Source organism: Halobaculum sp. XH14 (assembly GCF_032116555.1).
Classification (GTDB): Archaea; Halobacteriota; Halobacteria; order Halobacteriales; family Haloferacaceae; genus Halorarum; species Halorarum halobium.
Genome location: NZ_CP134949.1, coordinates 2,945,771 through 2,967,370, shown reverse-complemented (window position 1 = coordinate 2,967,370; position 21,600 = coordinate 2,945,771). Strand labels below are relative to the sequence as shown.

14 protein-coding genes are annotated in these 21,600 nt (G+C 61.3%); 1 reads left to right on the top strand and 13 read right to left on the bottom strand.

Going from position 1 to position 21,600, the window contains the following annotated elements; genetic code table 11:
- Positions 1-54: 54 nt before the first annotated feature.
- Both RJT50_RS15095 and RJT50_RS15090 read right to left on the bottom strand, forming a co-directional pair.
- The gene (locus tag RJT50_RS15095; protein ID WP_313692402.1) at positions 55-912 is read right to left on the bottom strand and encodes a fumarylacetoacetate hydrolase family protein; all 858 of its coding nucleotides are present in this window, start codon (positions 910-912) and stop codon (positions 55-57) included.
- A gap of 113 nt (positions 913-1,025) precedes the next feature.
- The gene (locus tag RJT50_RS15090) at positions 1,026-1,784 is read right to left on the bottom strand and encodes an IclR family transcriptional regulator (RefSeq protein WP_313692401.1); all 759 of its coding nucleotides are present in this window, start codon (positions 1,782-1,784) and stop codon (positions 1,026-1,028) included.
- A gap of 866 nt (positions 1,785-2,650) precedes the next feature.
- Here RJT50_RS15090 and RJT50_RS15085 point away from each other — a divergent pair.
- Positions 2,651-5,683, top strand: coding sequence for an FAD-binding and (Fe-S)-binding domain-containing protein (locus RJT50_RS15085; RefSeq protein WP_313692400.1), 3,033 nt, complete (start codon positions 2,651-2,653; stop codon positions 5,681-5,683).
- A 51-nt stretch (positions 5,684-5,734) separates the two neighbouring features.
- Here the strand turns inward: RJT50_RS15085 and aceB are convergent, their stop codons facing one another.
- The 11 genes from aceB to RJT50_RS15030 all read right to left on the bottom strand — a co-directional run bounded on the left by aceB (position 5,735) and on the right by RJT50_RS15030 (position 21,446).
- Entirely contained in the window at positions 5,735-7,036 is a 1,302-nt protein-coding gene (gene aceB / locus RJT50_RS15080; protein WP_313692398.1) for a malate synthase AceB, read from the bottom strand.
- Positions 7,037-7,145: 109 nt separating this feature from the next.
- Entirely contained in the window at positions 7,146-10,436 is a 3,291-nt protein-coding gene (locus tag RJT50_RS15075) for a family 78 glycoside hydrolase catalytic domain (RefSeq protein ID WP_484494635.1), read from the bottom strand.
- A gap of 468 nt (positions 10,437-10,904) precedes the next feature.
- The gene (locus tag RJT50_RS15070; RefSeq protein WP_313692394.1) at positions 10,905-11,780 is read right to left on the bottom strand and encodes an NAD-dependent epimerase/dehydratase family protein; all 876 of its coding nucleotides are present in this window, start codon (positions 11,778-11,780) and stop codon (positions 10,905-10,907) included.
- Positions 11,781-12,078: 298 nt separating this feature from the next.
- Positions 12,079-13,458, bottom strand: a complete 1,380-nt coding sequence (locus RJT50_RS15065) for a four-carbon acid sugar kinase family protein (protein ID WP_313692392.1) — start codon at positions 13,456-13,458, stop codon at positions 12,079-12,081.
- The gene (locus tag RJT50_RS15060) at positions 13,455-14,717 is read right to left on the bottom strand and encodes a ribulose-bisphosphate carboxylase large subunit family protein (protein ID WP_313692391.1); all 1,263 of its coding nucleotides are present in this window, start codon (positions 14,715-14,717) and stop codon (positions 13,455-13,457) included. Before RJT50_RS15060 ends, RJT50_RS15065 begins: the two co-directional genes overlap by 4 nt.
- A 105-nt stretch (positions 14,718-14,822) precedes the next feature.
- Positions 14,823-15,482 (bottom strand): aspartate/glutamate racemase family protein, encoded by a 660-nt coding sequence (locus tag RJT50_RS15055; RefSeq protein WP_313692389.1) that lies wholly within the window; start codon positions 15,480-15,482, stop codon positions 14,823-14,825.
- Between the two features lie 370 nt (positions 15,483-15,852).
- Positions 15,853-16,995, bottom strand: coding sequence for an ABC transporter ATP-binding protein (locus tag RJT50_RS15050; protein ID WP_313692387.1), 1,143 nt, complete (start codon positions 16,993-16,995; stop codon positions 15,853-15,855).
- A 3-nt stretch (positions 16,996-16,998) separates the two neighbouring features.
- Positions 16,999-18,165: an ABC transporter ATP-binding protein gene (locus tag RJT50_RS15045; protein ID WP_313692386.1), complete on the bottom strand. Its 1,167-nt coding sequence runs from the start codon at positions 18,163-18,165 to the stop codon at positions 16,999-17,001.
- A 4-nt stretch (positions 18,166-18,169) separates the two neighbouring features.
- Positions 18,170-19,123, bottom strand: coding sequence for a carbohydrate ABC transporter permease (locus RJT50_RS15040; RefSeq protein ID WP_313692385.1), 954 nt, complete (start codon positions 19,121-19,123; stop codon positions 18,170-18,172).
- Positions 19,117-19,977, bottom strand: coding sequence for a carbohydrate ABC transporter permease (locus RJT50_RS15035; RefSeq protein ID WP_313692384.1), 861 nt, complete (start codon positions 19,975-19,977; stop codon positions 19,117-19,119). The genes RJT50_RS15040 and RJT50_RS15035 overlap by 7 nt, the downstream gene beginning before the upstream one ends.
- Before the next feature lie 77 nt (positions 19,978-20,054).
- Positions 20,055-21,446 (bottom strand): ABC transporter substrate-binding protein, encoded by a 1,392-nt coding sequence (locus RJT50_RS15030; protein ID WP_313692382.1) that lies wholly within the window; start codon positions 21,444-21,446, stop codon positions 20,055-20,057.
- Positions 21,447-21,600: the final 154 nt, after the last annotated feature.

Below are 21,600 nucleotides of genomic sequence, written 5' to 3'. Positions count from 1 at the left end.
AGTTCAAAACCGGCGTAGTTGGGTCCCCGGACCCAGGGAGGGCCAGGATCGAGATCAGACCCCAGGGTCGCTCTCAGCGACGACCGGGTTCCGCAACGTCCCGATCCCCTCGATCTCGACGTCGACGGTATCGCCTGGTTCCAGGAGTTCGGGCGGATCCCGGAAGATCCCGACGCCACCGGGCGTTCCCGTCGAGATGACGTCTCCGGGACGCAGCGTCGTGATCCCGGAAATGTACTCGATGAGCTCGTCGACGGCAAAGATGAATTCGCTCGTGTTGGATGACTGTTTCGTTTCGCCGTTAACTCGACACGCCACATCAAGGCTGTCTGGTTCGAGGTACTCGTCCGGTACCAGGCTTGGACCCATTGGTGCGAACGTATCGTAACTCTTCCCGCGGTAGAACTGTTCGTCGACGAACTGGGCATCGCGCCCGCTGACGTCGTTTATCGCCGTATATCCGGCGACGTAGTCGCGGGCGTCACTCGCTGAGACGTCCTTCGCAGTGCGTCCGATCACAACGCCGAGCTCGACCTCGTAGTCCACTTGCTCCAGGTCCGCCGGGTGCACGATGGGGTCTCTCGGATTGGTTACCGAAGTACTTGCTTTCCCGAACAACAGCGGGCGCTCGGGGACGTCCTCGTCCTGCTCTGTGGCGTGGTCGTGGTAGTTGAGTCCCACACAGACGATCTTCCCGGGGCGAGGAACCGGCGTCAGGATCCGGGTCTCGTCGACGGCGACCGAATTCGATCCTGCAGCCTTGACCGCATTCTCGACGAGTCGCAGGAAGCCGGAGTCGGTCAACTGCTGGTAGGAGACCTCCTCTCGGAGACCAGCGACCGGTACGATCGTGTCGTCCTGACAAACGCCCCATTGTGCGTTGCTACCGTTGGTGTAGCGAACAAACTGCATCGTCTCCTCCCTGTGGTCAGGCCACACCCTCCTAACTGTTGTGTTTCACTGAGCAGCGTATCCCGAACGCTAGCAGCGTATCGGCCCGAATCCCGACGCCAACCGCCGAAGACTCACGAATACGTGAGATTCACCTCGACAACGTTAGCACTGCTGAGGACCAGTTCCGGGACCTCTTCGGTGTACCGTTCTTTTCGCATCCGACTCTTGGGGCCCGAGACGCTGACGGCGGCGATCGCGCGTTCATTCTCGCCGATGATCGGCGCGGCGATGCAACGCATCCCCTTTACGCGTTCCTCGTCATCGTATGCGTACCCCCGCTCTCGAATCTGATCGAGTTCATCGAACAGCGCCTCTCGACTGGTGATCGTGCTCTCGGTCACCTTCGGCATGCCGTGCCGGTCGAGGATAGCCTCCACTTCTTCGCGCGGTCGATGGGCCATCATGGACTTCCCGAGCGCCGTCGTCTGAAGCGGGACGCGCATACCCGCGTGCGTGTCGAGTTGGACGGCGACGGACCCACGGGCCTTGTACAGAAACACGCCACGCCCGTGCTCTTCTATCATGAGGTTGGCGTGCTCACCGGTTTTCTCGGCTAGTTCGTCTATCTCCGGCTTGGTGACCTCGAACGCCTTTCGGCGGAGGCGAGCCTGTTCCCCTAGCTGGAGGTATCGAGTGCTAATCTGATAGAGGCTGCCTTCTTTCACCAGATACTCTTCCTGTTCGAGCGTCCGGAGGTAATCATGCGCGGTACTCGTGGGCATGTCCATCTGTTCTGCGACTTCCGAAACGCGCGCACCCCCGAGTTCGCGGAGTAATTCGACGATCTCGTGGGCCACTTTTGCGGCCTTGATCGGAACTTGATTCGACATTGATCGACGATTGGACTCCACCGGCAAAATCATTCCGGGAATGTCGGATTGAAGTGCCGGCACGTTCTCACACGATCTGTCTCGGTGCTTCGGTGTCGGGATTGAACGTTTCGCCAAGCAAGTCGACTCACAGTACCGGTCCGTTGCGTTCTGTCCTCCGTCGCATCTGCTATCCCGGTAGTACAGACTGGGATCGATGCAGGCCGCCCGTTTATCGACGGCCTCAGAGTGCTCTTTGCAGTCAGTGGTTCGTACACTCTCGAGCCAGCTTCAATCGAGACCGTCTCCGTCGATTTCATTCGGGGAATCGCTGGTCTGAGAGAGAATTGCCAAATGGCCGTCCTCCTCGATCGTGCTGGTGGCGTGTTCGCCCGTTCGGCCGGTGATGTCCGCGATCTCCGGTTCCCTCACCTCGAATGTTCGAATCCTCAGCTTTGTTCGGCTCCTACAGCTAAAAGAACCGAGTGCGCTCGTGCTACGTGTCGCCGTCCCTGACCGAATACTCCTCTTTTTGCGTCTGCAAGGTGGTCGTGGGCGATTCATGACAGCATCTCGAGTCGGTCTGTCGATTCAGCGCCATCAGAGCCATCGGATCTCCGAAGATTCTCCACGATCGTGAGGGAAGCCTTCGTCGCCTCCACTGGTGCTTGAAGTGCAACGTACACCGAGAACACGCTCCCGCACGGATACCATCCGGCATATCCGGATTCTGGCTCATTCCGGTTCGGAGGCCGTACTCCTGAGTGTGGCCGGTGGGCATAGATAATCTGGTTACCACGCTGTGGTGTCGTCTCTCCGTCCGTCAGTCCGAGCAGCGAACACATGTCATCGTAAAGCGTTTGTAGGTTCGGTTAGCCATCGAGTGTATGGGCGCCCAAGAGCGAGAGCCGTCGGTACAGCCAGTAGAATCGCCGGCCAATCCTTCAGATCTCGATCGTGAAGTCGACGATGTCGTTCCGGAGTATCGGGCGCTCGCGACTGACCTCGGAGCCGCAGTTGCCGGTGACGTTCGCTTCGACGAATACGCACAAATTCTCTACGCCACGGACGGCAGCATTTACCAGTCTCGGCCCGCCGGCGTCGTCTATCCCACCTCGGTCGAGGACGTGCAGACGGCAGTCGAGGTAGCGACGGACCACGATGTCCCGGTGATGCCAAGGGGAACGGGGTCATCTCTCGGGGGTCAGGCTGTCGGCCCGGGTTGTGTCATCCTTGATATGTCCAGACACATGAACGAGGTGCTCGACGTTCGCCCCGACGAGCAGCGAGCGAGGATCCAACCGGGCGTCGTCCAGGACGACCTCGACGCGGTGCTGGCCGAGCACGGACTACAGTTCGCGCCGGACCCCGCCTCGTCGAATCGTGCGACCGTCGGTGGCGGCATCGGCAACAACTCGACCGGTGCACACTCCGTGCGCTATGGCATCACCGACGCGTATACGGAAGAAGTGAAGGCCGTGCTCTCCGACGGTACCCTCCTCCACGCCCGTGAGGTCGTCATCGATAGCGAGGAATACGACCACATCGTCGGGAAAGACGACCGTGAGGCCAACGTGTACGAGACCGTTCGCCAACTTGTCGAGGACAATGAAGAAGAGATCGCCGAACGCTACCCCGAACTCAAACGCCGCGTGTCCGGCTACAATCTCGACCGGGTGATCTACGAGAACGAAGACGGCGAGCAGGTGATCAACCTCGCGAAACTGTTCGTCGGCGCAGAAGGCACGCTGGGCGTCATCGTCGAAGCCGAGATCTCACTGGTGACCGTGCCCGAGGCGACGACGCTCGCTTTGTACTGTTTCGACGATCTGGTCAAGGCGATGCAGGCGGTTCCGGTCGCCCTGGAGTACGACGTCAGCGCCGTCGAACTGATGGACGATGAGGTCTTCCGGCTCGCCTCCGAGTCGGACGGGTATGCCGAGTACGTCGAACCCCTACCTGAAGGAACGGCGGCCGCCTTGATGCTCGAGTACGACTCGGAACTCCACGACGATTTCGAGGCGGCCATCGCCGCGACCAACGAACGGTTTCTCGATGACGGTAACGCGTTCGATGTCGTCGAAGCGTACACCGACGAGGACCAGGCCGACATCTGGAAATTGCGAAAAGCGGCCATCCCTCTACTCATGTCACTCGAAGGGGACCCAAAGCCGTACCCGTTTATCGAAGATGCGACGGTCCCGCCGGCCGAATTGGCCGAGTACGTCGAGAAGTTCGAAGCCGTCCTCGACACCCACGGTACCTCGGCTGCCTACTTCGCCCACGCTGGGTCGGGAACGCTTCACATCCGCCCCGTTCTGAACTTGAAGACGGAGGCGGGCATCGAGACGATGCACTCGATCACCGAAGACGTGACTGACCTGGTACTCGAACACCACGGTGCGTTCTCGGGCGAACACGGCGACGGGATGGCTCGCACCGAATTCAATCCCAAGATGTACGGTGAAGATCTCTGGGCAGCGTTCAAGGCGGTCAAGACAGCCTTCGATCCCGGATGGGACATGCATCCTGGTAACGTCGTCTACCGCGACGGGCCGGATGACATCGGGCCGGACTCCGAACGTGGCGTCGGTGCCGACATGCGCGAGAACCTCCGGTATGGCGCGGACTATCAGTCGCTTGAGCCACAGACGACGCTCGATTTCACCGACGAAGGTGGGTTCTCCGATCTCGTCGAACTTTGCAACGGATGCGGGACGTGTCGCCAGACGGGTAGCGACGTCATGTGCCCGACCTACCGTGCATCCAACGAGGAGATCCAGACGACGCGTGGCCGGGCGAACCTTCTCCGCGCTGCGATCAGTGGGGAACTCCCTGAATCGGAACTGTACTCCGAACGATTCCAGACGGAGGTCCTGGACCTCTGCGTGGGCTGTAAGGGCTGTAAGAGCGACTGCCCCACCGGTGTCGACCTGGCGAAACTCAAGGCTGAAGTGAAACACGAATACCATCAGGAGGCGGGACGCACGGTTCGCGAGCGACTGTTTGCCAACGTCGACCGAGTCAGTGCCATCGGAAGCAACCTCGCGCCGCTCTCGAACTGGATGCAACAGCTTCCCGGTGCCGACTTCCTCGGAGAACGGCTGTTCGGTATCGCAGCCGAGCGCGATACGCCCACGTTTCGGCGAGAGACATTCGTCGACTGGGCGCGGTCCCGCGAGAACCGTGTCTCGATCGATGCCTCGAGCGACAAAGTCCTCCTGTTTCCGGACACGTACACGAACTACAGCTACCCCGAACCCGGAAAGGCCGCCGTGGACGTCCTCGAGGAGGCAAACGTCCACGTTCGAGTCCTCGCTCCCAGTGAAGTCGAACCGAGCGGAAGAGCGGCGTTCTCGATGGGTCTCTTGGACGAGGCTCGCGACCGGGCGTCGACTAACGTCGACGCGCTGGCACCCTTCCTCGAGGATGGATGGTCGGTCGTCTTCGTCGAGCCGTCGGATGCGGCGATGTTCCAGGACGAGTATCTCGACCTACTCTCCGGCGGGGACGTTCGGACCGTCTCCGCGAACGCCTACGGGATATGTGAGTACCTGAACACGTATCGAGTGTACGACGAGATCGAGTTCCGTGTGTCCGGAGAACACCTCACGTACCATGGCCACTGCAACCAGTCGGCGTTGAACCGCGACCACCACACCGCAGCGGTGTTACGGGCGGTCGGATACGAAGTCGACTCCCTCGACTCCAGCTGTTGTGGCATGGCTGGCTCCTTCGGATACGAGGCCGAACACTACGACCTCTCGAAGGCCATCGGACGGATCCTGTACGACCAGGTGGACCGAAGTCCGGGTGAGAGCGTCGTGGCACCGGGGGCATCATGTCGGACACAACTCGACGACCGATACGGTGAGCGCGTGTCTCATCCCATCGAGAAGGTTCACGAAGCGATCGTTTGATACCGACTTGCTGATCGTCGAGCGGACCGGCATCGCCTCCCGGGGACGGAACTATCCGAGGTTCCTCGCCCGTTGGACGACGTCGGGGCCGTACATCTCCTCGAGTTCCGCGTGCTGGTCGGGTCGGTGCTCGTAGACGTCCTGGAACAGCGTGATCGGCGTCTGGGCCGCCTGGTAGGTCGCCTCGTCCCACATCCGATCCGTGCTGAACGCCACCTCGACGCCGTCGAGGACGAGCGTCGTGGACTGGGTCATGGCGATCGCGCCCCTGCCCGCCTCCTTTGCGGCCTCGAACTCCTCCATCGAGTCGACGATGTCGTCCATGCTCGGCACGTACGAGATGCGGTCGAGCAGTTCCTCGTGCAGGCCGTCGGCGTCCAGTTCGTGCTCGTCGCCGTCGACACCCAGGACGTACCCGTCGTCGGTCTCCGCCAGCGAGAGGTCCTCGCCGTCGTAGACGGCCCGGTCGCCCTCGGCGGGGAGGTCGACCTCGTCGTCCCCGACCGAGAGCAGCCAGCTTCCGGTTGTCGGCGGGAGCGGGTCGGTGTTCGCCACTTCGACCTGTGTGGGCGTCAGCGACCAGATGCCGGTCATCCCCTTGGCCCGATTGTCCCGCATCCGGTCGCGATAGCCCTCGACGTCGCGGATGTCGTCGTACGGGCCGTCCACGGCGATCAGGCCGGCGGCGCTGGCACCGCGGGAGGTGTTGTGCCGGAGTTCGGGCCAGGGCGGCAGTTCGCCGGTCGGCGTCATCGCCCGCATGTCCTTGGTGTAGTCGACCTCGCCGTCGACGAGCATGAACAGCCGTTCGAGATTGTTCGAGGGCTTGCCCATCTCCTCGCGGAGGTCGGCCATGGCGAGTTCGGCCTCGCCGCTCTCGACGATCACGGACATCGAGAGGCTCCCCTCCTCCAGTCCGTGCTCGGTCTCGACGATGGTGAGGAACTCGTCGGCCTTCTTCCAGTCGTCGACGTCACCCACTTCCGGAATGACGAACCCGTCGACGTGCTCGACCGCGCCGTTGTCGGGGTCGGCGATCTCCATGATCTGCTGGAACCCCGAGTGACGCGTGGTGGGGCTGTCGCGGTGCCAGACGACGCGGGGGTGGATCTCGCCGGGGAACTCGGCACCGTGCTCGGCGACGACCTCGACGATGTTCTCGACGCCCTCCTCACGCATGGCGGGCGCGGTCGCGTCCTCGTTGTCGGGGACCCAGACGTCGGGGGCCTGGAGCCCGCGGAGTCCGGCCGCGCTGCGGATCATCTTGGCGGAGTCGTCCTCCCCCTTCACCGCGGTCGGAGACGTGAAGAACGTTCGAACGAACTCGCGTTCGTGTCCATACTGTTCGCTCATGACAGACGGATAGACACGAGAGATGGATTCTAATAAAGCGAGGGGGTATCCGGCTCGAAGATCCGAACGGATCGCCCACAACCATCGTTCAGGCGTGTCTTGGGCGCAGTCAGCGGGAGGGCTGCTCCGATTCAACGGCGAACTGGTACGTCCCGGAACCGACTTCGACGACGAGATCGCCCTCCTCTTGGCGAACAGCGTCGATACCGTCCGGAACGTCACCGGTCGTCCCAGCGAGTCGCGTGCCGGACTCGGTGACGAGCGAGTCAGCCGCACCGGGCAGGCGAACCGTTGCGGTCGTGTTCCATGGGACTGTCGTGGAGAGTTCGTATCCCCGGTCGGAGTCAGTCCGCTCCCAGGCCACCGTGAACTCGCCGTTGGGCGTCTCCACCTGCCCTTCGGCCCAGTCGAGGGCGTCAACGAGCGTCGGTGCGACCGTCGCATGGTCAGTGACTGGATCGTCGCCCAGTCGGAGTCCGGCGATCGCCTCGTAGAGGTACTCGGAGACGAACGTGAACGGAGAGTGATTAAACGAGTTCATCCCGGAACCGATCCGGGAGTCCGAGTCCCAGCGCTCCCACATCGTCGTCGCGCCCTGCCGGACCATGTACACCCATCCGGGCTGCTCCGGTTGGCTCACGACTTCGTAGGCGATCTCCTCGTACCCATGGTCGACGAGGGTATGGAGGAGCGGACGTGTGCCGAGGAAGCCGGTCTTCAGTTTGCAACCGTCCGAACGGACAGTCTCAGCCAACCGCGTGGCGACGTCGTTCACGTGTTCGTCCGGGACGAGTCCCACGAACAGCGGAACCGTGTACGATGCTTGCGTTCCAGGTCCGTACCGCGCCTCATCAGCTCGGAAGAATTCGTTGTTGATGGCGTCAGCGATGTGTTCTGCGCGCCGTCGATACGTGGCGGCGTCAGCCTCGTTTCCGAGCGTCGTCGCTATCTTCGCGAACAGATTCGTCGTGTGGTAATGGAACGCGCTATTGAACAGGTCGAACGGCAGTCCCCGTCGCCCGTCGGCGTTTTCGAACGCGAGCCAGTCACCGTATTTCCCGTACTTGTCGGGAATGATCCCGTCGTTCGACTGTTCATCCCAGTAGTCGACGTACCGACGCATCCGTTCGTAGTGACGCTTGAGGACGCCACGGTCACCGTAGTGCCGGTACAGGTGCCAGGGAATGGTGACCTGCGTGATGCCCCAGGTCGGGTCTTCTGGCGTAGATCCATAGCCGTACGGGATCGTGTCCGCCACGTAGCCGTGGTCCGACTGGACGTCAGCGTGGTCGTTCATCCACTTCTCGTAAAACAGCGCCGCGTCGAAGTTGAACATCAGTGACCGGCCGGCGATGTGGTTATCGCCGGTCCAGCCGAACCGTTCGTCGCGCTGTGGACAGTCCGTGAGGACGCTGTGTACGTTACCCCGAAGGCCCCACATCGCGTTCCGTTGCACTTGACGGAGGTCCGTATTCGAGCAGTCGAACGAACCGATCCGGTCGAGATCGGAATGGACGACGTGTGCGCGTAGGTCGTCCGTCGAGAGATCGCCCGGGTAGTTCGACACCTGCACGTATCTGAATCCGTGGTACGTAAATCGAGGTCGGTAAGTTGCCCGGCTCGAATCGGCAGCGACGTAGGTGTCCGTCGCGTCGGCCGTTCGGAGATCTCCCATCGCGAGACTTCCATCGTCCAGGAGGGTCTCTGCGTGCCGAATCGTTATCTCGTCGCCGGCGTCAGCGCCGTGTACGTTGATCGCCACCCAGCCGACGAGGTTCTGGCCGAAATCGAAGATCGGGCCCTTCTCGTGGTCGTGAACCTCAACCGGATCGATCTGTTCCGTCACGCGGATCGGCGGGAGTCGCTGGGGTGTGAGCTCCCCGTCCGGGCCCTCGACGACCGTCGCGTACTCCCATTCGCCGTCGAAATCTGGTTCCGTCCATCCCGGCTGTTCCAGGCGGGCGTCGTACCGCTCGCCATCGTAGAGGTCGTGTTCGACGATGGGGCTCTCCGTCGCCGTCCACGACTCGTCGGTCCCGATCGTCCGGGTCGAACCGTCCGCGTACTCGAGGGTCAGATGCAGGAGGGCACGCGGCGAACCGAAGCCCGTCCATCCCTGCGCGTTCTTCGAGAACCATCCCCGCCCGAGCCAGAGGCCCAGTGCATTCTCGCCCGCTTCGAGGTGTTCACTGAGGTCGTACGTGCTGTACAGCGCCCGCTCGTCGTACTCGGTCCACCCTGGGTTGAGAACCTCGTTACCCACTCGTTCGCCATTGGCATACAGTTCACCGTACCCGAGCGTGCAGACGTGCGCTCTGGCACGTACGACATCTCCATCGAGCGCCACGTCGGTCCGAAACAGCGGTGAGGCGGCCGCCGTCCGCGACGCGTACCATCCGTCGACGAGGTTGGATCGGCCCCACCCCTCTCGCTCGACACTGGACGATGCGGTCACCGGCCGGTCGGCTGCGACGTCGGTTTCACCGCCGTTGTACACTCCGAGGCCGGCGAGGGCGAAGGTCTGCCACGACCCGTAGGCCTCCGGGGCAAACTCGGTCCGTAGCTGGCCAAACCGGTCTCTTGGAGGAGTCGCCGGATCGAACGTGTACAGGTCGGTGGCAACGACCCGGACGTACCGTGCGGTCGTGTTCACGTCGAACGAGCGCGAATCGGTCCCCGGGTTCGCTTGCGCCTCCTCGGTTCTGTCGACGACGACGCTCGACTGGGCGAACGTCTCGTCGTCCGAAACCTCGATCCGGTAGCGAACGGGGAACCCGAATCCCCTGGGACCGCTCTCAAGGTCATCGTCGATCGAGTAGACGTTCGAGACCACCACGCCATCGGGCGTCTCCGGACCGTCGCACGGCGACGCCGGATGGAGTTCGATCCGCGTGATCGGACGCGACTCACCGAGGTCGACCTGTACCCACTCCTCGGGGTCCTTGGTGGCGGGATGCCAGCGACTCCGGTAGCCGTTCGAGTCGCCGGCGCCCGGTTGGTAGCTGATCCACTCGCCATCCCACTCGTGCTCGCCGGAGAGCGCAGTCGAGAAGCTGGAGAGGTCGGACCATTTCGAGGGTCGGTCGTCCTCGTCCCAGATCCGCACCCTCCAGTAGTAGTCGCTGTCCGCCTCCAGGGGAACACCGTCGTACACGACGGACGTCGAATCGGATCCGTCCACTTTCCCCGAATCCCAGAGTGACCCCCGTTTCTCTACGACATCGTCTCTCGTCCGGCCGACGATGACCCGATATGCAGTCTGGACGACTCCTCGCCGGTCGGCGTTCGCCTGCCACGAAAATCGCGGTTCGCTGGGAACCACGTTGTTCGGTGCCCTCTCGTACTCTACTTTCGGAGCGATGACCGTTGGACGTTCCGATATCCGGGGAGGAGATGGCATGTCGTCGGGGATTCGCTGGAAACTCGCTTATAGGTTGGGATCTGCCGTCTCGGACCGCTCGCGAAATCGACGGCGACGGGTGAGCAGATTCTGATCGCTCTTGCCACCGGACCTGTGACTCGGCAGAGCCACCCCGTCGTCCCTCGTTGTAGAACGCCTCGACGCACTGTTCATCACGGTCGGATGGTTCGGCCTTTCGGGTCGTAATCGAGGTTGACACCGAGCACGTCGGGCGGGATCAGTGACCACGACTCGAAGGAGGCGGTGATCGAACGTCCTCGATTGACAACGGCTTTCGAGTCGTTCGTTCGGTGACTCGATCGACCGAGTGGAACCCGCCGCCGGCGTGCATCCGAACCTGAACGGAGATCCGCTCGGCGCTGCGCAACACCAATGCACCGTTCCCCTTCTCGTCGAACATTGTCTCGTTCGTGAGTATCAGTGCGGAGGCCCCGGCGACCCCATTGATCACTCTAGGAAGGAGGGGGTGTAAGATTCCTCCTCAGCCGCGGTCCGCCATCGGTGCGCGGGCGTCCAATCGAGAAGGTTGCGGGCCTTCTCGATCGAGTAGATTGACTCTTCGCCGGAGATGTCACAACGGTCGGGCAGGTCACCGTACATCGCTTTGACGATGGACCGTGTAGGGGCACCGGCACGGTTATCGACGGCAGAGACGTTGAACGCCTCGTGCCCGTCGAGGTCGGTCTCGATGGCCGCCTCGATGAAGGCGAGTACGTCGCGAATGTCGACGTAGCTCCAGAGATTTCCGGACTCGCCAAGTCGATCTTCGTCGTCGGATTCGAGTATCCCCGTCCAGTACTCACCGGGGTAGCGGATGTAAGTCGCTCGCAGTGAGACGACGGAAATCCCGTATCGTCTGGACGCCGCTTTGCCGGCCTCTTCGCCGAGGAGTTTCGACGTGCCGTACGGTCTCTTCGGTCGCACCGGATGTGATTCATCGATCGGGAGGTATTCGACCGGATTGTCCGGGAGGAACCGACCGTATGCGGCCTCGCTGGAGGCCCAGATCACGTTCGCGTCCGTCCGTCCGGCCGCTTCTAATACGTTGTACGTCCCCTGGACGTTCGTGTGAAAGATCGCGTTGTCCGAGCCGCGATCGCTTCGTAGTCCCCCGAAGTGAATCACTGTGTCGGGGTCAGCGTCGAGGATGAATTCGAGGACATCGCCCTGGTCGGTCACGTCTGCCGGACGGAAATCGACGTTCGACCGGTCACCAGGCGGTCGCCGTAGGTCGAGGCCCAGTACCTCGTATCCCATATCAGCGAAATGGTCCACGGTCCAGCTCCCCGTCTGTCCAACGGCGCCCGTAACGACAATATCCATGGAAATTAGTTTCATCTGCTCACGATATGCCTTTCGGTGCCTGATGGATACCAATGGTGTTCGCTCACTGAAACACTACCGTCGACGCAGAACGGGACGTAACAGATTCATCACCATCCGGATTGGGATCTATCGTCCGGGACTCTCATCGACCGTCAGAACGTACGTCGGCACCCCGACGATACCATGGGTTCAACGAGAGGGATCCCGGAACCGGAACGGACGAGACGTCGCGTGGCTGTCTTCGAACCGGGGGTGACGATTCGTTCGATCAGCAGCGTCGGTACGTCGGGACGCCTTACTCCGCGGGGACACCGCCCCGTCGGACGAGTTCGAAGTAGTCATCGTCGCCGGTCTGACCGCCCTTGAGCGATAACTCGAGGCCATCGAACGTTGGGTCATTGCTCGCGGCGCGACACAGAGGAGCACCCGGGGCGGTTGGCGCGATGGGCTCTAGCGCCGTGACGTCCAGTGCTGGCACGACGAAGCCACTCGTATCACCACCGGCTACACAGGCGCGTTCGATTCCGGTCTCCTCGAGCACGCGACGGAAGATTTCGCCCTGTTCCCGACCGAGTACCGCACCGAGCGTCTCGTCGCTATCGACCGATTCGAATCGTAGTCGTGTCTCGGCGATTGCGGCATCGTCAGGGCCGCGAGCGGCCGCGAGCACGACGCTCTGGCCGCCGTCGATGGCCTGAACCGCAGCTTCGACGGCGATCGCGCGCGCGTCCGCCGCTTCTGCGGGGTCGACGAGACGTGCCGTCTCGAGATCGATGATAGTGAATCCGGTCTCCGCGGCGACCTCGATTTGACGGGCAGTCACCGGCGAGGCACTGCCGGACATCACCGCGATCCGGTCGACGGGGGACCGTGGCTCGAGAACGGACTGGGAGCGGTCGATCTCTCCGAGCGCGTCCCATCGGCTCGACAGCGCGTGGTGTTCGAGGCCGGACGACCCGACGGCAAACAGCGGATCGGACTCGCTCGTCGCCCGGTCCCAGAGGACCCGTCCAATCGTCTCGAGGTGATCGGTCGTGATCCCGTCGAACACGACGATCTCGTGGTTGTCCGTCGCTTCGTCGAGAGAGTCGACTGCCGAGTCGACGGTCGCCAAACTGCGAACGTCGACGGTGCCGATCGACCGGTCGGTCTGTTCTGCCAGATGGCGACGGAGGTCGCTCTCCGACATGGGCGTCACCGGGTGGTCGCTCATCGTCGGATGACGGTCGATCCGGTACGGCGTCCCGTCCTGGACCGCAAATAGGTTCCCGAACGCGACGTACCGGCCGTGTGGAACCGTCGAGCCCTGTGATACGGGGACGAACGGTGAGTCGTAGACGTCCTGGGCGAGGTCTATCGCGTGGCCGATGCTTCCGATTTCGGGGGCTGAATCGAACGTCGAACATACCTTATAGTGGACGAGCGGCGGGTCAAGTGCTGCGAGTGACTCGAACGCCGACGGCAAGGTCTCGTCCATCTCGTCCGGCGTCATCGAACGACTGCGTCCCGCGACGCCCACCGCCTGAATCCCGTCGAACTCGTCGAGGTCGTCGGAGTCGGGCGGGGCGAGGAAGAGGACTGCCCGGACGCCATTTCGCGCCAGCCCTTCCAGTGCGTCCGTCGACCCGGTGATATCGTCGCCGTAGTAGGCGAGGAGGAGGTCAGTGTCCGTCATCGTCTCTCGTAGTGATCGAGGGCCACGCGTAGTTCTTGGTGGTCCTTGGCGTGTTCGTCTAACGGGATGCCCTTCATGGCGGCCTCCCATCCCTGTTTGAGGTGATCCACGCCCGCCGCGGGACCGTCCGGATGACCGAGGATGCCGCCGCCGGCGAGGTACAGTAAGTCGACGTTCCCGAGCGCCTCGTGGGTATCGGCCGCCTGGTCGGCCCACTGTCCCGACGAGAACACGGGCATCGCGACGTCGTCGTCCGACGCGATGGGCGTCTGCACCGCTTTCGCGGACTTGATCACGGACTCGTCGGATTCACAGAACTTGTTCCGGATGCCGTTGACGTGCATCTGGTCTGCTCCAGCCAGTCGGAAGAACTGATGATACGCCTGATATTCGTATCCGAGTTCGGGACAGCGTGAAAGTGCACCCCAGCCGTTCCGGTGGGCGTGAATGGGGACGTCCGCGTGCTTGCGGAGTTCAGTCAGTGCAGACAGCCCCACGCTGTTCATACTCACCATGACGCAGTTGCCGCCCGCGTTGACGACGGCGTCATGTCGTTCGAGCATCTCGTCCACGTCGCCTGTAATGTTACAGGCGTACATCACTTCGTTGCCCGTCTCATCTCGATACGAGTCGATAGCCCCCATCACCGCGGTCACGCGGTCCTTGACGGGCGAGTACGGCGGGCTTGCGATGAGTTCGTCGTCCTTGATGAAATCGAGGTCCGCCTCTAGCAACTCCCCGACGAGCTCACCGGTCTCCGCCGGAGAGAGGCCCACACTGGGTTTGATGATCGTCCCGATGAGCGGCCGGTCGTACACGTCGACGATCTCACGCGTGCCCTCGATACCGAACTGCGGACCCGGGTACGCATCTGCCAGTGCGGCTGGCACGTCGATGTCGAACAGCCGGAGTCCGGAGAAATGGCGGAGTTCGAAGAGGTTTCCGCCCACAGTCGTCACCAGATTCGGGAGCGACGTTCCGACGTTTTCCCCGGGATACGAGACGACGACTTCCGCACGGCGATACCCGTCCGAATCGTCGATCTCCGCCGGCGTGCGTGCGCCAGGGAGGGTCGGTTCCTCGACTGTTTCGAGTTCGGTTATCTCCTCGACCGTGGCGCCGTGTCGTTCCTGGAGCGACTCCGTCTCGGCGGGGACGTCGACGAACGTTCCCGAGGACTGTTCACCGGCTATCGCTGCTGCTGCTTCGTCGAGTGGATATGGTGTCTCTATCCGATAGCGGGCCCTAATTCTCTCCATGCGTGGTATACCTCTCCATGACTGATTCGAGTCTCATAACTTTTGACCATCCTGGCGGCTTTCGCCCGGTGTTCATAACACGTCCAGCCGGGGAGGACGCGGACGCTACGACGAGTGGGCGATGTCTGCGATCCGCTCCATCGCTAAGTCGGGGCTTGAGAGCACCGTCAGGCCAGTCTCTTCAGACAGTTCGTTCTCGAGGTGGCTCATCGACGCCTGCGCCAGCACGATCACGTCGACGTCGTCCGCGACCTCGCGAGCGCGTTCGGTGACGAGCCGGTCGTGACGCTCCGTCTCACCGTTCTGGCGTGCTTCGAACGCGTCGTCGACGAGCGACGACTGAATCTCGATGGGTCTGTCGGTCCGGGCTGCTTTGCGCTCGACCAGTTCAGTGCTCGGTTCGAGTGTCGACGCCGCCGTCGCGATCACTGCGATCCGGTCACCGACTTCGACTGCCCGTTCCGTCATCGGATCGTCTATCTTGACGATCGGAATATCGACGATTTGCCGGGCCACGTTCACCGCGGGGGATGTGCTCGAGCAGGTATCAAGGACGACGTCCGCCCCCGCCTGCTCGGCGAGCGTGAGTTGTGAGCAGATCCGTTGTGTGATCCCGGGCGTCAACGCGCCCTCCGAGAGCAACTCGTCGATGACGCTTTCGTCTACCATGTGGTAGTACTCGGTGTCCGGAATGTATTCCGATGCTAGTTCGTCGAACGTCTCCGTTAGCACTGCTCCCGTGTGGAAGAAGCATACACTGCTCATGTGACGTTTTCTGGTCTCGACGGAGGGTGATAAGAATTGCTACTGTCCGTATTCTTGGTGAACGTCGTCGACGACTCGGCGACGGCGTCGTCTCGCACTGCCGGGTCGCCGATGGCACGTGTCCGGTACTGAATCCGGGCGCAGGGGCGTCCTCGGGTGTGACATCCGCGTATGGATCAAGAGGGATTGACGGCGACCGATCGCCGTCTTGGACACGCACGGTCCCGCCGCTCCCGAAAATGAGTGCCTCGTGGAGCAGTTCGCGACCGGTCGTCGCGACGGTTTCTTCGGCGTCGAGGAAGGATCCTGACTCAGTTATGGGTGCGTCTCAGTAACGCCGAACCTTCGAAACTGAGCCATCATCGTTCGATCAGTCGACGATCGCCGGTTCCCGCACGGCTGAGCGCGTCTTCAGGGACGTTCCCGAATCGGGGTCGAAGAGGTAGACGTTCGCCGGCGCGACGGTGAAACTCACCGTCATTCCTTGCCGCAGATCGGTACCGTCGCCGGTTCGGACGGTCAACTCGATGCCGTCGAAGTCGAGGTAGACGAAGTTCTCCTTCCCCTGGTACTCGGAGACGACGACTTCGGCGTTCGCGGGGTACTCGTTGGTGTCCGTGGATAACTTGAGGTCCTCCGGGCGCAAACCGACGTCGAGGTGACTCCGGTCGTACTCCTCCGGGACCAGTTCCCGCGGGAGGTGCTGGAGTGGTCGCTTGTTCGCCGAACTGATCAACTGCACCTCCTCGCCACGTCGCTCCGTTTCACACTCGAGAACATTCATCGCCGGACTACCCAGGAACGTGGCGACAAAGCGGTTGTTCGGGTCGTCATAGGCCTCCTCAGGGGGTGCGATTTGTTCGATTTCCCCGTCGTTCATGACGGCGAGGCGATCGGCCATCGTCATAGCCTCCTTCTGGTCGTGGGTCACGTAGATCGTGGCTACATCGATCTCCTCGTGAATTCGCTGGACTTCGGTCCGCATCTGGGCACGCCGCTTCGCATCGAGGTTACTCAGCGGTTCGTCCAGCAAGAACACGGCAGGGTCGCGAACGATGGCTCTGGCGAGCGCGATTCGTTGTTTCTGTCCGCCACTCATCTCTGCGGGCAGGTCGTCGAGGAGATCATCGATACCGAGGAGTTCAGCGGTCTCGTGAACGTGCCGTTTCCGTTCCGATTCCGGGATGTCCATCGAGTGTTTCAACCCGTACTCGATGTTCTGCTCGCCGGTCATCTTCGTATAGAGCGCGTAGTTCTGGAACACCATTGCGACGTTCCGGTCGCTCGGGGTCAGCGTCTGGACCTCGGATTCATCGAACTCGATAGCCCCCTGACTCACGGCCTCGAGGCCGGCTATCAACCGGAGCGTCGTACTCTTTCCACAACCGCTCGGGCCGACGAGCACGAGGAGTTCTCCCTCGTCGACCGCCAGTGATATGTCGTCTACCGCCCTTTCCGTCCCTTTCGCGTCGTCGTAGATCTTTGTGATCCCGTCGAGAGTGACGTTCGCCATGGATTATTCCTCCGTAGTGATGGTATCGCCGTTCGCATCGAAGGCGAGCACGTTCTGCAGGTCGAAGACGATCGGAACTGTCGAGCCCTCTTCGACGGAGGCGGGCAGATCGACAGTGTGAGCCTTCAACGAGGTTTCCTCTCTCGTGAGTTCGATTTCGTATGAGTTCCCGAGCGGTTCGATGAATCGTACCGTGAACTCCACGGGAGCGCTCTTCCCGTCGACGTCTTCCCACTCGCCGTCCATGGAGTCCAGGACGTCGATGTCTTCTGGCCGGATGCCGAACCGCTCTGTCTCCACCGGGAACGTATCTCCGAACACGCCTGTGGGAAGGCTCCCGACGACGATCTTGCCTCCGGTCCGATCGGTCACGGGGAGGAAGTTAATTGCGGGTTCCCCGAGGAAGCCAGCGACGAACGCGTTCGTCGGCGACTCGTAGATCTCTTGGGGCGTCCCGACCTGTTCAATGTCGCCGTCGTTCATGATCGCCATCCGGTCGGCGAGACTCATCGCCTCCTCCTGGTCGTGGGTCACGTACAGCGTGGTCGTCTCGAGTTCCTGCTGGAGTTGTCGCAGTTCGCTCCTGGTCTGGACGCGTAGTTTGGCATCAAGGTTGCTCAGCGGTTCATCCATCAGGAATACACTCGGTTCCCTGACGACGGTCCGACCGACGGCGACGCGTTGTCGTTGTCCGCCGCTCAACTGCCCTGGAGTTTTTTCGAGGAGGTCGTCTATCTCGAGCATCTCCGCCGTTGCAGCGATTCGGTCGGCTTTCTCGGCCGACGAGAGATCCATCTTGTTCAATGGAAACCGGAGGTTCTCCTTGACGGTCTTGTGTGGATACAGCGCGTAACTCTGGAACACCATCGAGATGTCACGGTGGCGGGGGAGCATGTCAGTGACCTCCTCGTCCCCGATCGAGATACGACCACTAGTCGGTGTTTCGAGCCCGGCGACCATTCGGAGGGTGGTCGTCTTGCCACAGCCGGACGGGCCGAGTAACACGAAAAACTCGGTCGGTTCGATCCGGAGATCGATGTCGTCGACTGCGACGATGTCTCCGTACTCTTTCCTGACGTCAGCGAGTTCGACGGCGGCACTCTCACCCGACTCGAATGCATCACCGTCCCGTTCTTGGAGCAACGTGGACTGGTGTTTCTCCTCGCTCATTTGATTAGCCCTCCACTCCCCCGGTGGTAAGTCCTTCGACGAGGTACTTCTCCAGGTAGAGGAAGAAGACGATGATCGGGGCGCTCGTCGCCACCGATGCCGCCATGATTCGACCCCAAACCCGCGTGTACTGGACGTTCAGATACTCGACCCCGATGATGAGGGTGTACTTCTCGGGGGAGTCGAGGAAGATGCTCGCGAACAAGTAATCGTTCCACGCGATGATGAACGCGAACAGGAACACGGCGACGATTGCGGGTGCGCTAAGCGGGAGCGTAATGTAGAAAATCGTCTCCAATCGCGAGTAGCCGTCGACCAAGGCCGCCTCCTCTATCTCCTCGGGGATGCTCCTGAAGTAGTTCCCCAGGAGATACAGTGATAGCGGTAAGACGATGACGAGATAGGTGATCATCAGACTGCCCAGCGTGTCGATGAGGCCCAGTGCGGCGATCACGCGAAAGAGCGGGACGACGAGGACGATCCCGCCGAAGAGGTAGACGACCAACACGAGGCGAGCGATGAGTTTCCGTCCCGGATAGTCGAGTCGGGCGAAGCTATACCCGCCGAACGTCGCGACGATCACCGCCAGACCACTCGTTACCGAGGCGACGATGAACGAGTTGGTGAAGTAGGTGAGGAACGGGAAATCCTCGGACAGCAGGACGTAGCTGTAGTGGTCGAGTGTGTACGTCTCCGGGACGATGTCGAACGGAATCGAGTAGAGTTCGGCACTCGAGGTAATGCTCGTCAGGAGCATCACGTAGAACGGGAACAGCGTGAACACGAGCAAGCCCACGATTCCGGCGTAGAACGCCAGTTTCTCCCAGATGCTTTGCTCGATGCTCTGGCGCTTGAACACCATGGCGAACGCGGACCTGGTGTTGTGGAGTACTGTCGCGAGGGGCGATCCGTCCTCGATCGATCGGCCCCCGTCCGTCTGGGCGTCGTCGTTTACCATTCTATCACCACCGAGACGTAAACGAACACGAAGATCATCAAGAACACGAACAGGATCATTGAGATGGCCGATGCCATGCCCTGTTCGAAGGTCGAGAATGCGGTTTGATAGGTGAAGATGGGCAGTGTCGTCACCTCGCTTGAGACGAGCCAGACGTCCGCGTACGTGTTGAAGTTCCACACCCACCGGAGGATGAAGATGGTTCCGAGGATGTACTTGATCTCGGGAAACGTGATGTCCTTGAACTGTGAGAAACGACTGGCCCCGTCGATCTTCGCCGCTTCATACATTTCCCCGGGAATCGCCTGGAGACGGGCGATCAACATCAGGAAGGCGAACGGGTAATACCGCCACGAGCTGTAGAGGATAACGACCCACACCGCAGTGTCGCTTTGACCGAGAATATCAGGAGCTGTCGACGCACCGGTGAGGGTGGTGTACAACATCGTGAAGACGCCGTATACGGGTTCGAACATCCACTGCCAGGTGAACGTCACTGCGATCACCGGCGTGATGAACGGTAGCAGGACGAGTCCTCTGACGAACCGCCTTCCCCGAAACTGTCGCCGAAGCAGCAGTCCGGCAGCTAATCCGATCAGCAGCGCGAACAGGTCCGAGAAGAACGTGAAGATGATCGTCGTTTTGAATGAATCCCAGAACTGGGAACTCTGGAGGAGCGAGTCATAGTTCGAGAGTCCCACCCACGTTGGTGACTCTGCCGGGTTCAACGGCACCTCGGTAAAACTGAGGTACGCGTTGAACACCAGGGGGTAGATGATCACGATCCCCACCAGGAGGATGGACGGAAGGATGAGCGCATAACCGAGGAACTTCTCTTTTTCCTCGATCGTCATGTTCCGCGGATTTCTGATTCCGAGTACCGGAAACGCGTTTGTAATAAGGTTCATTGCAGTATAGGGGGAGGACGTCTTTATTCTATAGCGTTTCGCATCTTGTCTGCAACTTCTGAAGCGACGTCGCTCGCGTTTTCGCCGTCGATGGCTCGACTGACCGCTTCGGCGATCAGGAGTTGGCTCGTGATAGCGCCGATCCCAGTCTGGGGTGTTCCGTTAACGATGCCGAACCGTTGGAGCGTCGAATCCATTACCTCTTGTCGCTCCTGCAGATCCTCTTCCCAGATGTCCCAGTTGTCGTGGTCCTGGTAGGCGTCGCTCTCGAAGACCGACTTGCGTGTCGGACCGAACGCGCCCAGGTTGTCGTGCAGCCACTCCACGTACGCATCGCCCGTGTACATGTACTCGACGAAGCCCTCGGAGGCGGTGAGTTGGGATTGTGCGTTCGAGTCCAAGACGGTGAACAGCGTCGCGTTACCCGCGGCCGCCTCACCGTTGCTGGAGCTGTGCGTGAACGCAGCATTCGTGTCACGCGCCATCTCTTCGCCACCGTTGTCGGTGATCAACCCGAGGATGTACGACGAGAAGGACAGGAAGTGAATGGTTTCGTCCACGTAGGCGTTGAACACCGGCACGTGGTCGTGATCGCCGGGGATACCGTATTCGCTCTGGAGCATCGCGTAGAACTCGATCGCCTCGACCATCTCCGGATTGTCGAAGATGATCTCGCCGTCCTCGTTGAACACGCGCGCGCCGTTCGAGAGCGCGATCGGCTGAAAACACTGCCGAGTGAAGCGGTGGTGGGCGCTTCCGATCCCGATCCCGTACTCGTCATTGTCTGGATCGTGGAAGGCTTCGGCTGCGGCCTCGATCCCTTCCCACGACGTCGGCGGTTCCGAGAGACCGACCTCCTCGAACTTGCTCGTTCGCCACCCGAGCGTCTGAATGTCGATACTGTGTGGGACGGAGAAGTACCCACCGTCAGGTGCGCTGACGAGAGCGAGCGCCTGATCGTAAAAGTCGTCTTCCCCCAGATCCTCGATGATCTGGGTCGCCTGCTCGTTCGCGGTGATGTCGTTTTCCACCATCAACTGGCCCGTCACCATCGCGGACTGAACGACGTTCGGAAGGGTGTTCGCCGCCCGGGCGGAGTTGAGTTCCGTGGCGAGGTCAGCTTCGGGGACGATACTGGTGTCCACCTGCGCCCCATCGTAATCGTTCGCCAGCTCCCGGATAAACTCCTCGAGAGAGGGTTCTTTCGCCCAGAAGTTGATCTCCGTGTTGGAGTTGCCTCCTTGATTGTCATTCGAATCCGATTCGCCGTTGCCGTCACTGTTTGAACCTCCACCGGAACTGTCGGGCGTCTCGGTGCCGTCGCCTCCGCCGAGACAACCGGCGGCCAGTGGAACCCCCGTGGCAACCATTGCCTGCAGTGCTCTACGTCGACTAAGAGGTGAATCCTCTTGCATGGCTACATCTTGGTACTCTATAGCAACCCATATAAGTATTATGACCGTTCATAAATATTCGGATTGCTTGCTATTTCTTCACCGGTACTCACGACGGGGGGTTCCGTGTGCTGTGAGAGACAGAACAGGTGGCAATGGATCAGTGGACGGCCAC

Bases quoted from the DNA above. Each gene is read 5' to 3' on its own strand.
- RJT50_RS15095 (WP_313692402.1), bottom strand. From the start codon at position 912: ATGCAGTTTGTTCGCTACACCAACGGTAGCAACGCACAATGGGGCGTT.
- RJT50_RS15090 (WP_313692401.1), bottom strand. From the start codon at position 1,784: ATGTCGAATCAAGTTCCGATCAAGGCCGCAAAAGTGGCCCACGAGATC.
- RJT50_RS15085 (WP_313692400.1), top strand. From the start codon at position 2,651: ATGGGCGCCCAAGAGCGAGAGCCGTCGGTACAGCCAGTAGAATCGCCG.
- aceB (WP_313692398.1), bottom strand. From the start codon at position 7,036: ATGAGCGAACAGTATGGACACGAACGCGAGTTCGTTCGAACGTTCTTC.
- RJT50_RS15075 (WP_484494635.1), bottom strand. From the start codon at position 10,436: ATGCCATCTCCTCCCCGGATATCGGAACGTCCAACGGTCATCGCTCCG.
- RJT50_RS15070 (WP_313692394.1), bottom strand. From the start codon at position 11,780: ATGGATATTGTCGTTACGGGCGCCGTTGGACAGACGGGGAGCTGGACC.
- RJT50_RS15065 (WP_313692392.1), bottom strand. From the start codon at position 13,458: ATGACGGACACTGACCTCCTCCTCGCCTACTACGGCGACGATATCACC.
- RJT50_RS15060 (WP_313692391.1), bottom strand. From the start codon at position 14,717: ATGGAGAGAATTAGGGCCCGCTATCGGATAGAGACACCATATCCACTC.
- RJT50_RS15055 (WP_313692389.1), bottom strand. From the start codon at position 15,482: ATGAGCAGTGTATGCTTCTTCCACACGGGAGCAGTGCTAACGGAGACG.
- RJT50_RS15050 (WP_313692387.1), bottom strand. From the start codon at position 16,995: ATGGCGAACGTCACTCTCGACGGGATCACAAAGATCTACGACGACGCG.
- RJT50_RS15045 (WP_313692386.1), bottom strand. From the start codon at position 18,165: ATGAGCGAGGAGAAACACCAGTCCACGTTGCTCCAAGAACGGGACGGT.
- RJT50_RS15040 (WP_313692385.1), bottom strand. From the start codon at position 19,123: ATGGTAAACGACGACGCCCAGACGGACGGGGGCCGATCGATCGAGGAC.
- RJT50_RS15035 (WP_313692384.1), bottom strand. From the start codon at position 19,977: ATGACGATCGAGGAAAAAGAGAAGTTCCTCGGTTATGCGCTCATCCTT.
- RJT50_RS15030 (WP_313692382.1), bottom strand. From the start codon at position 21,446: ATGCAAGAGGATTCACCTCTTAGTCGACGTAGAGCACTGCAGGCAATG.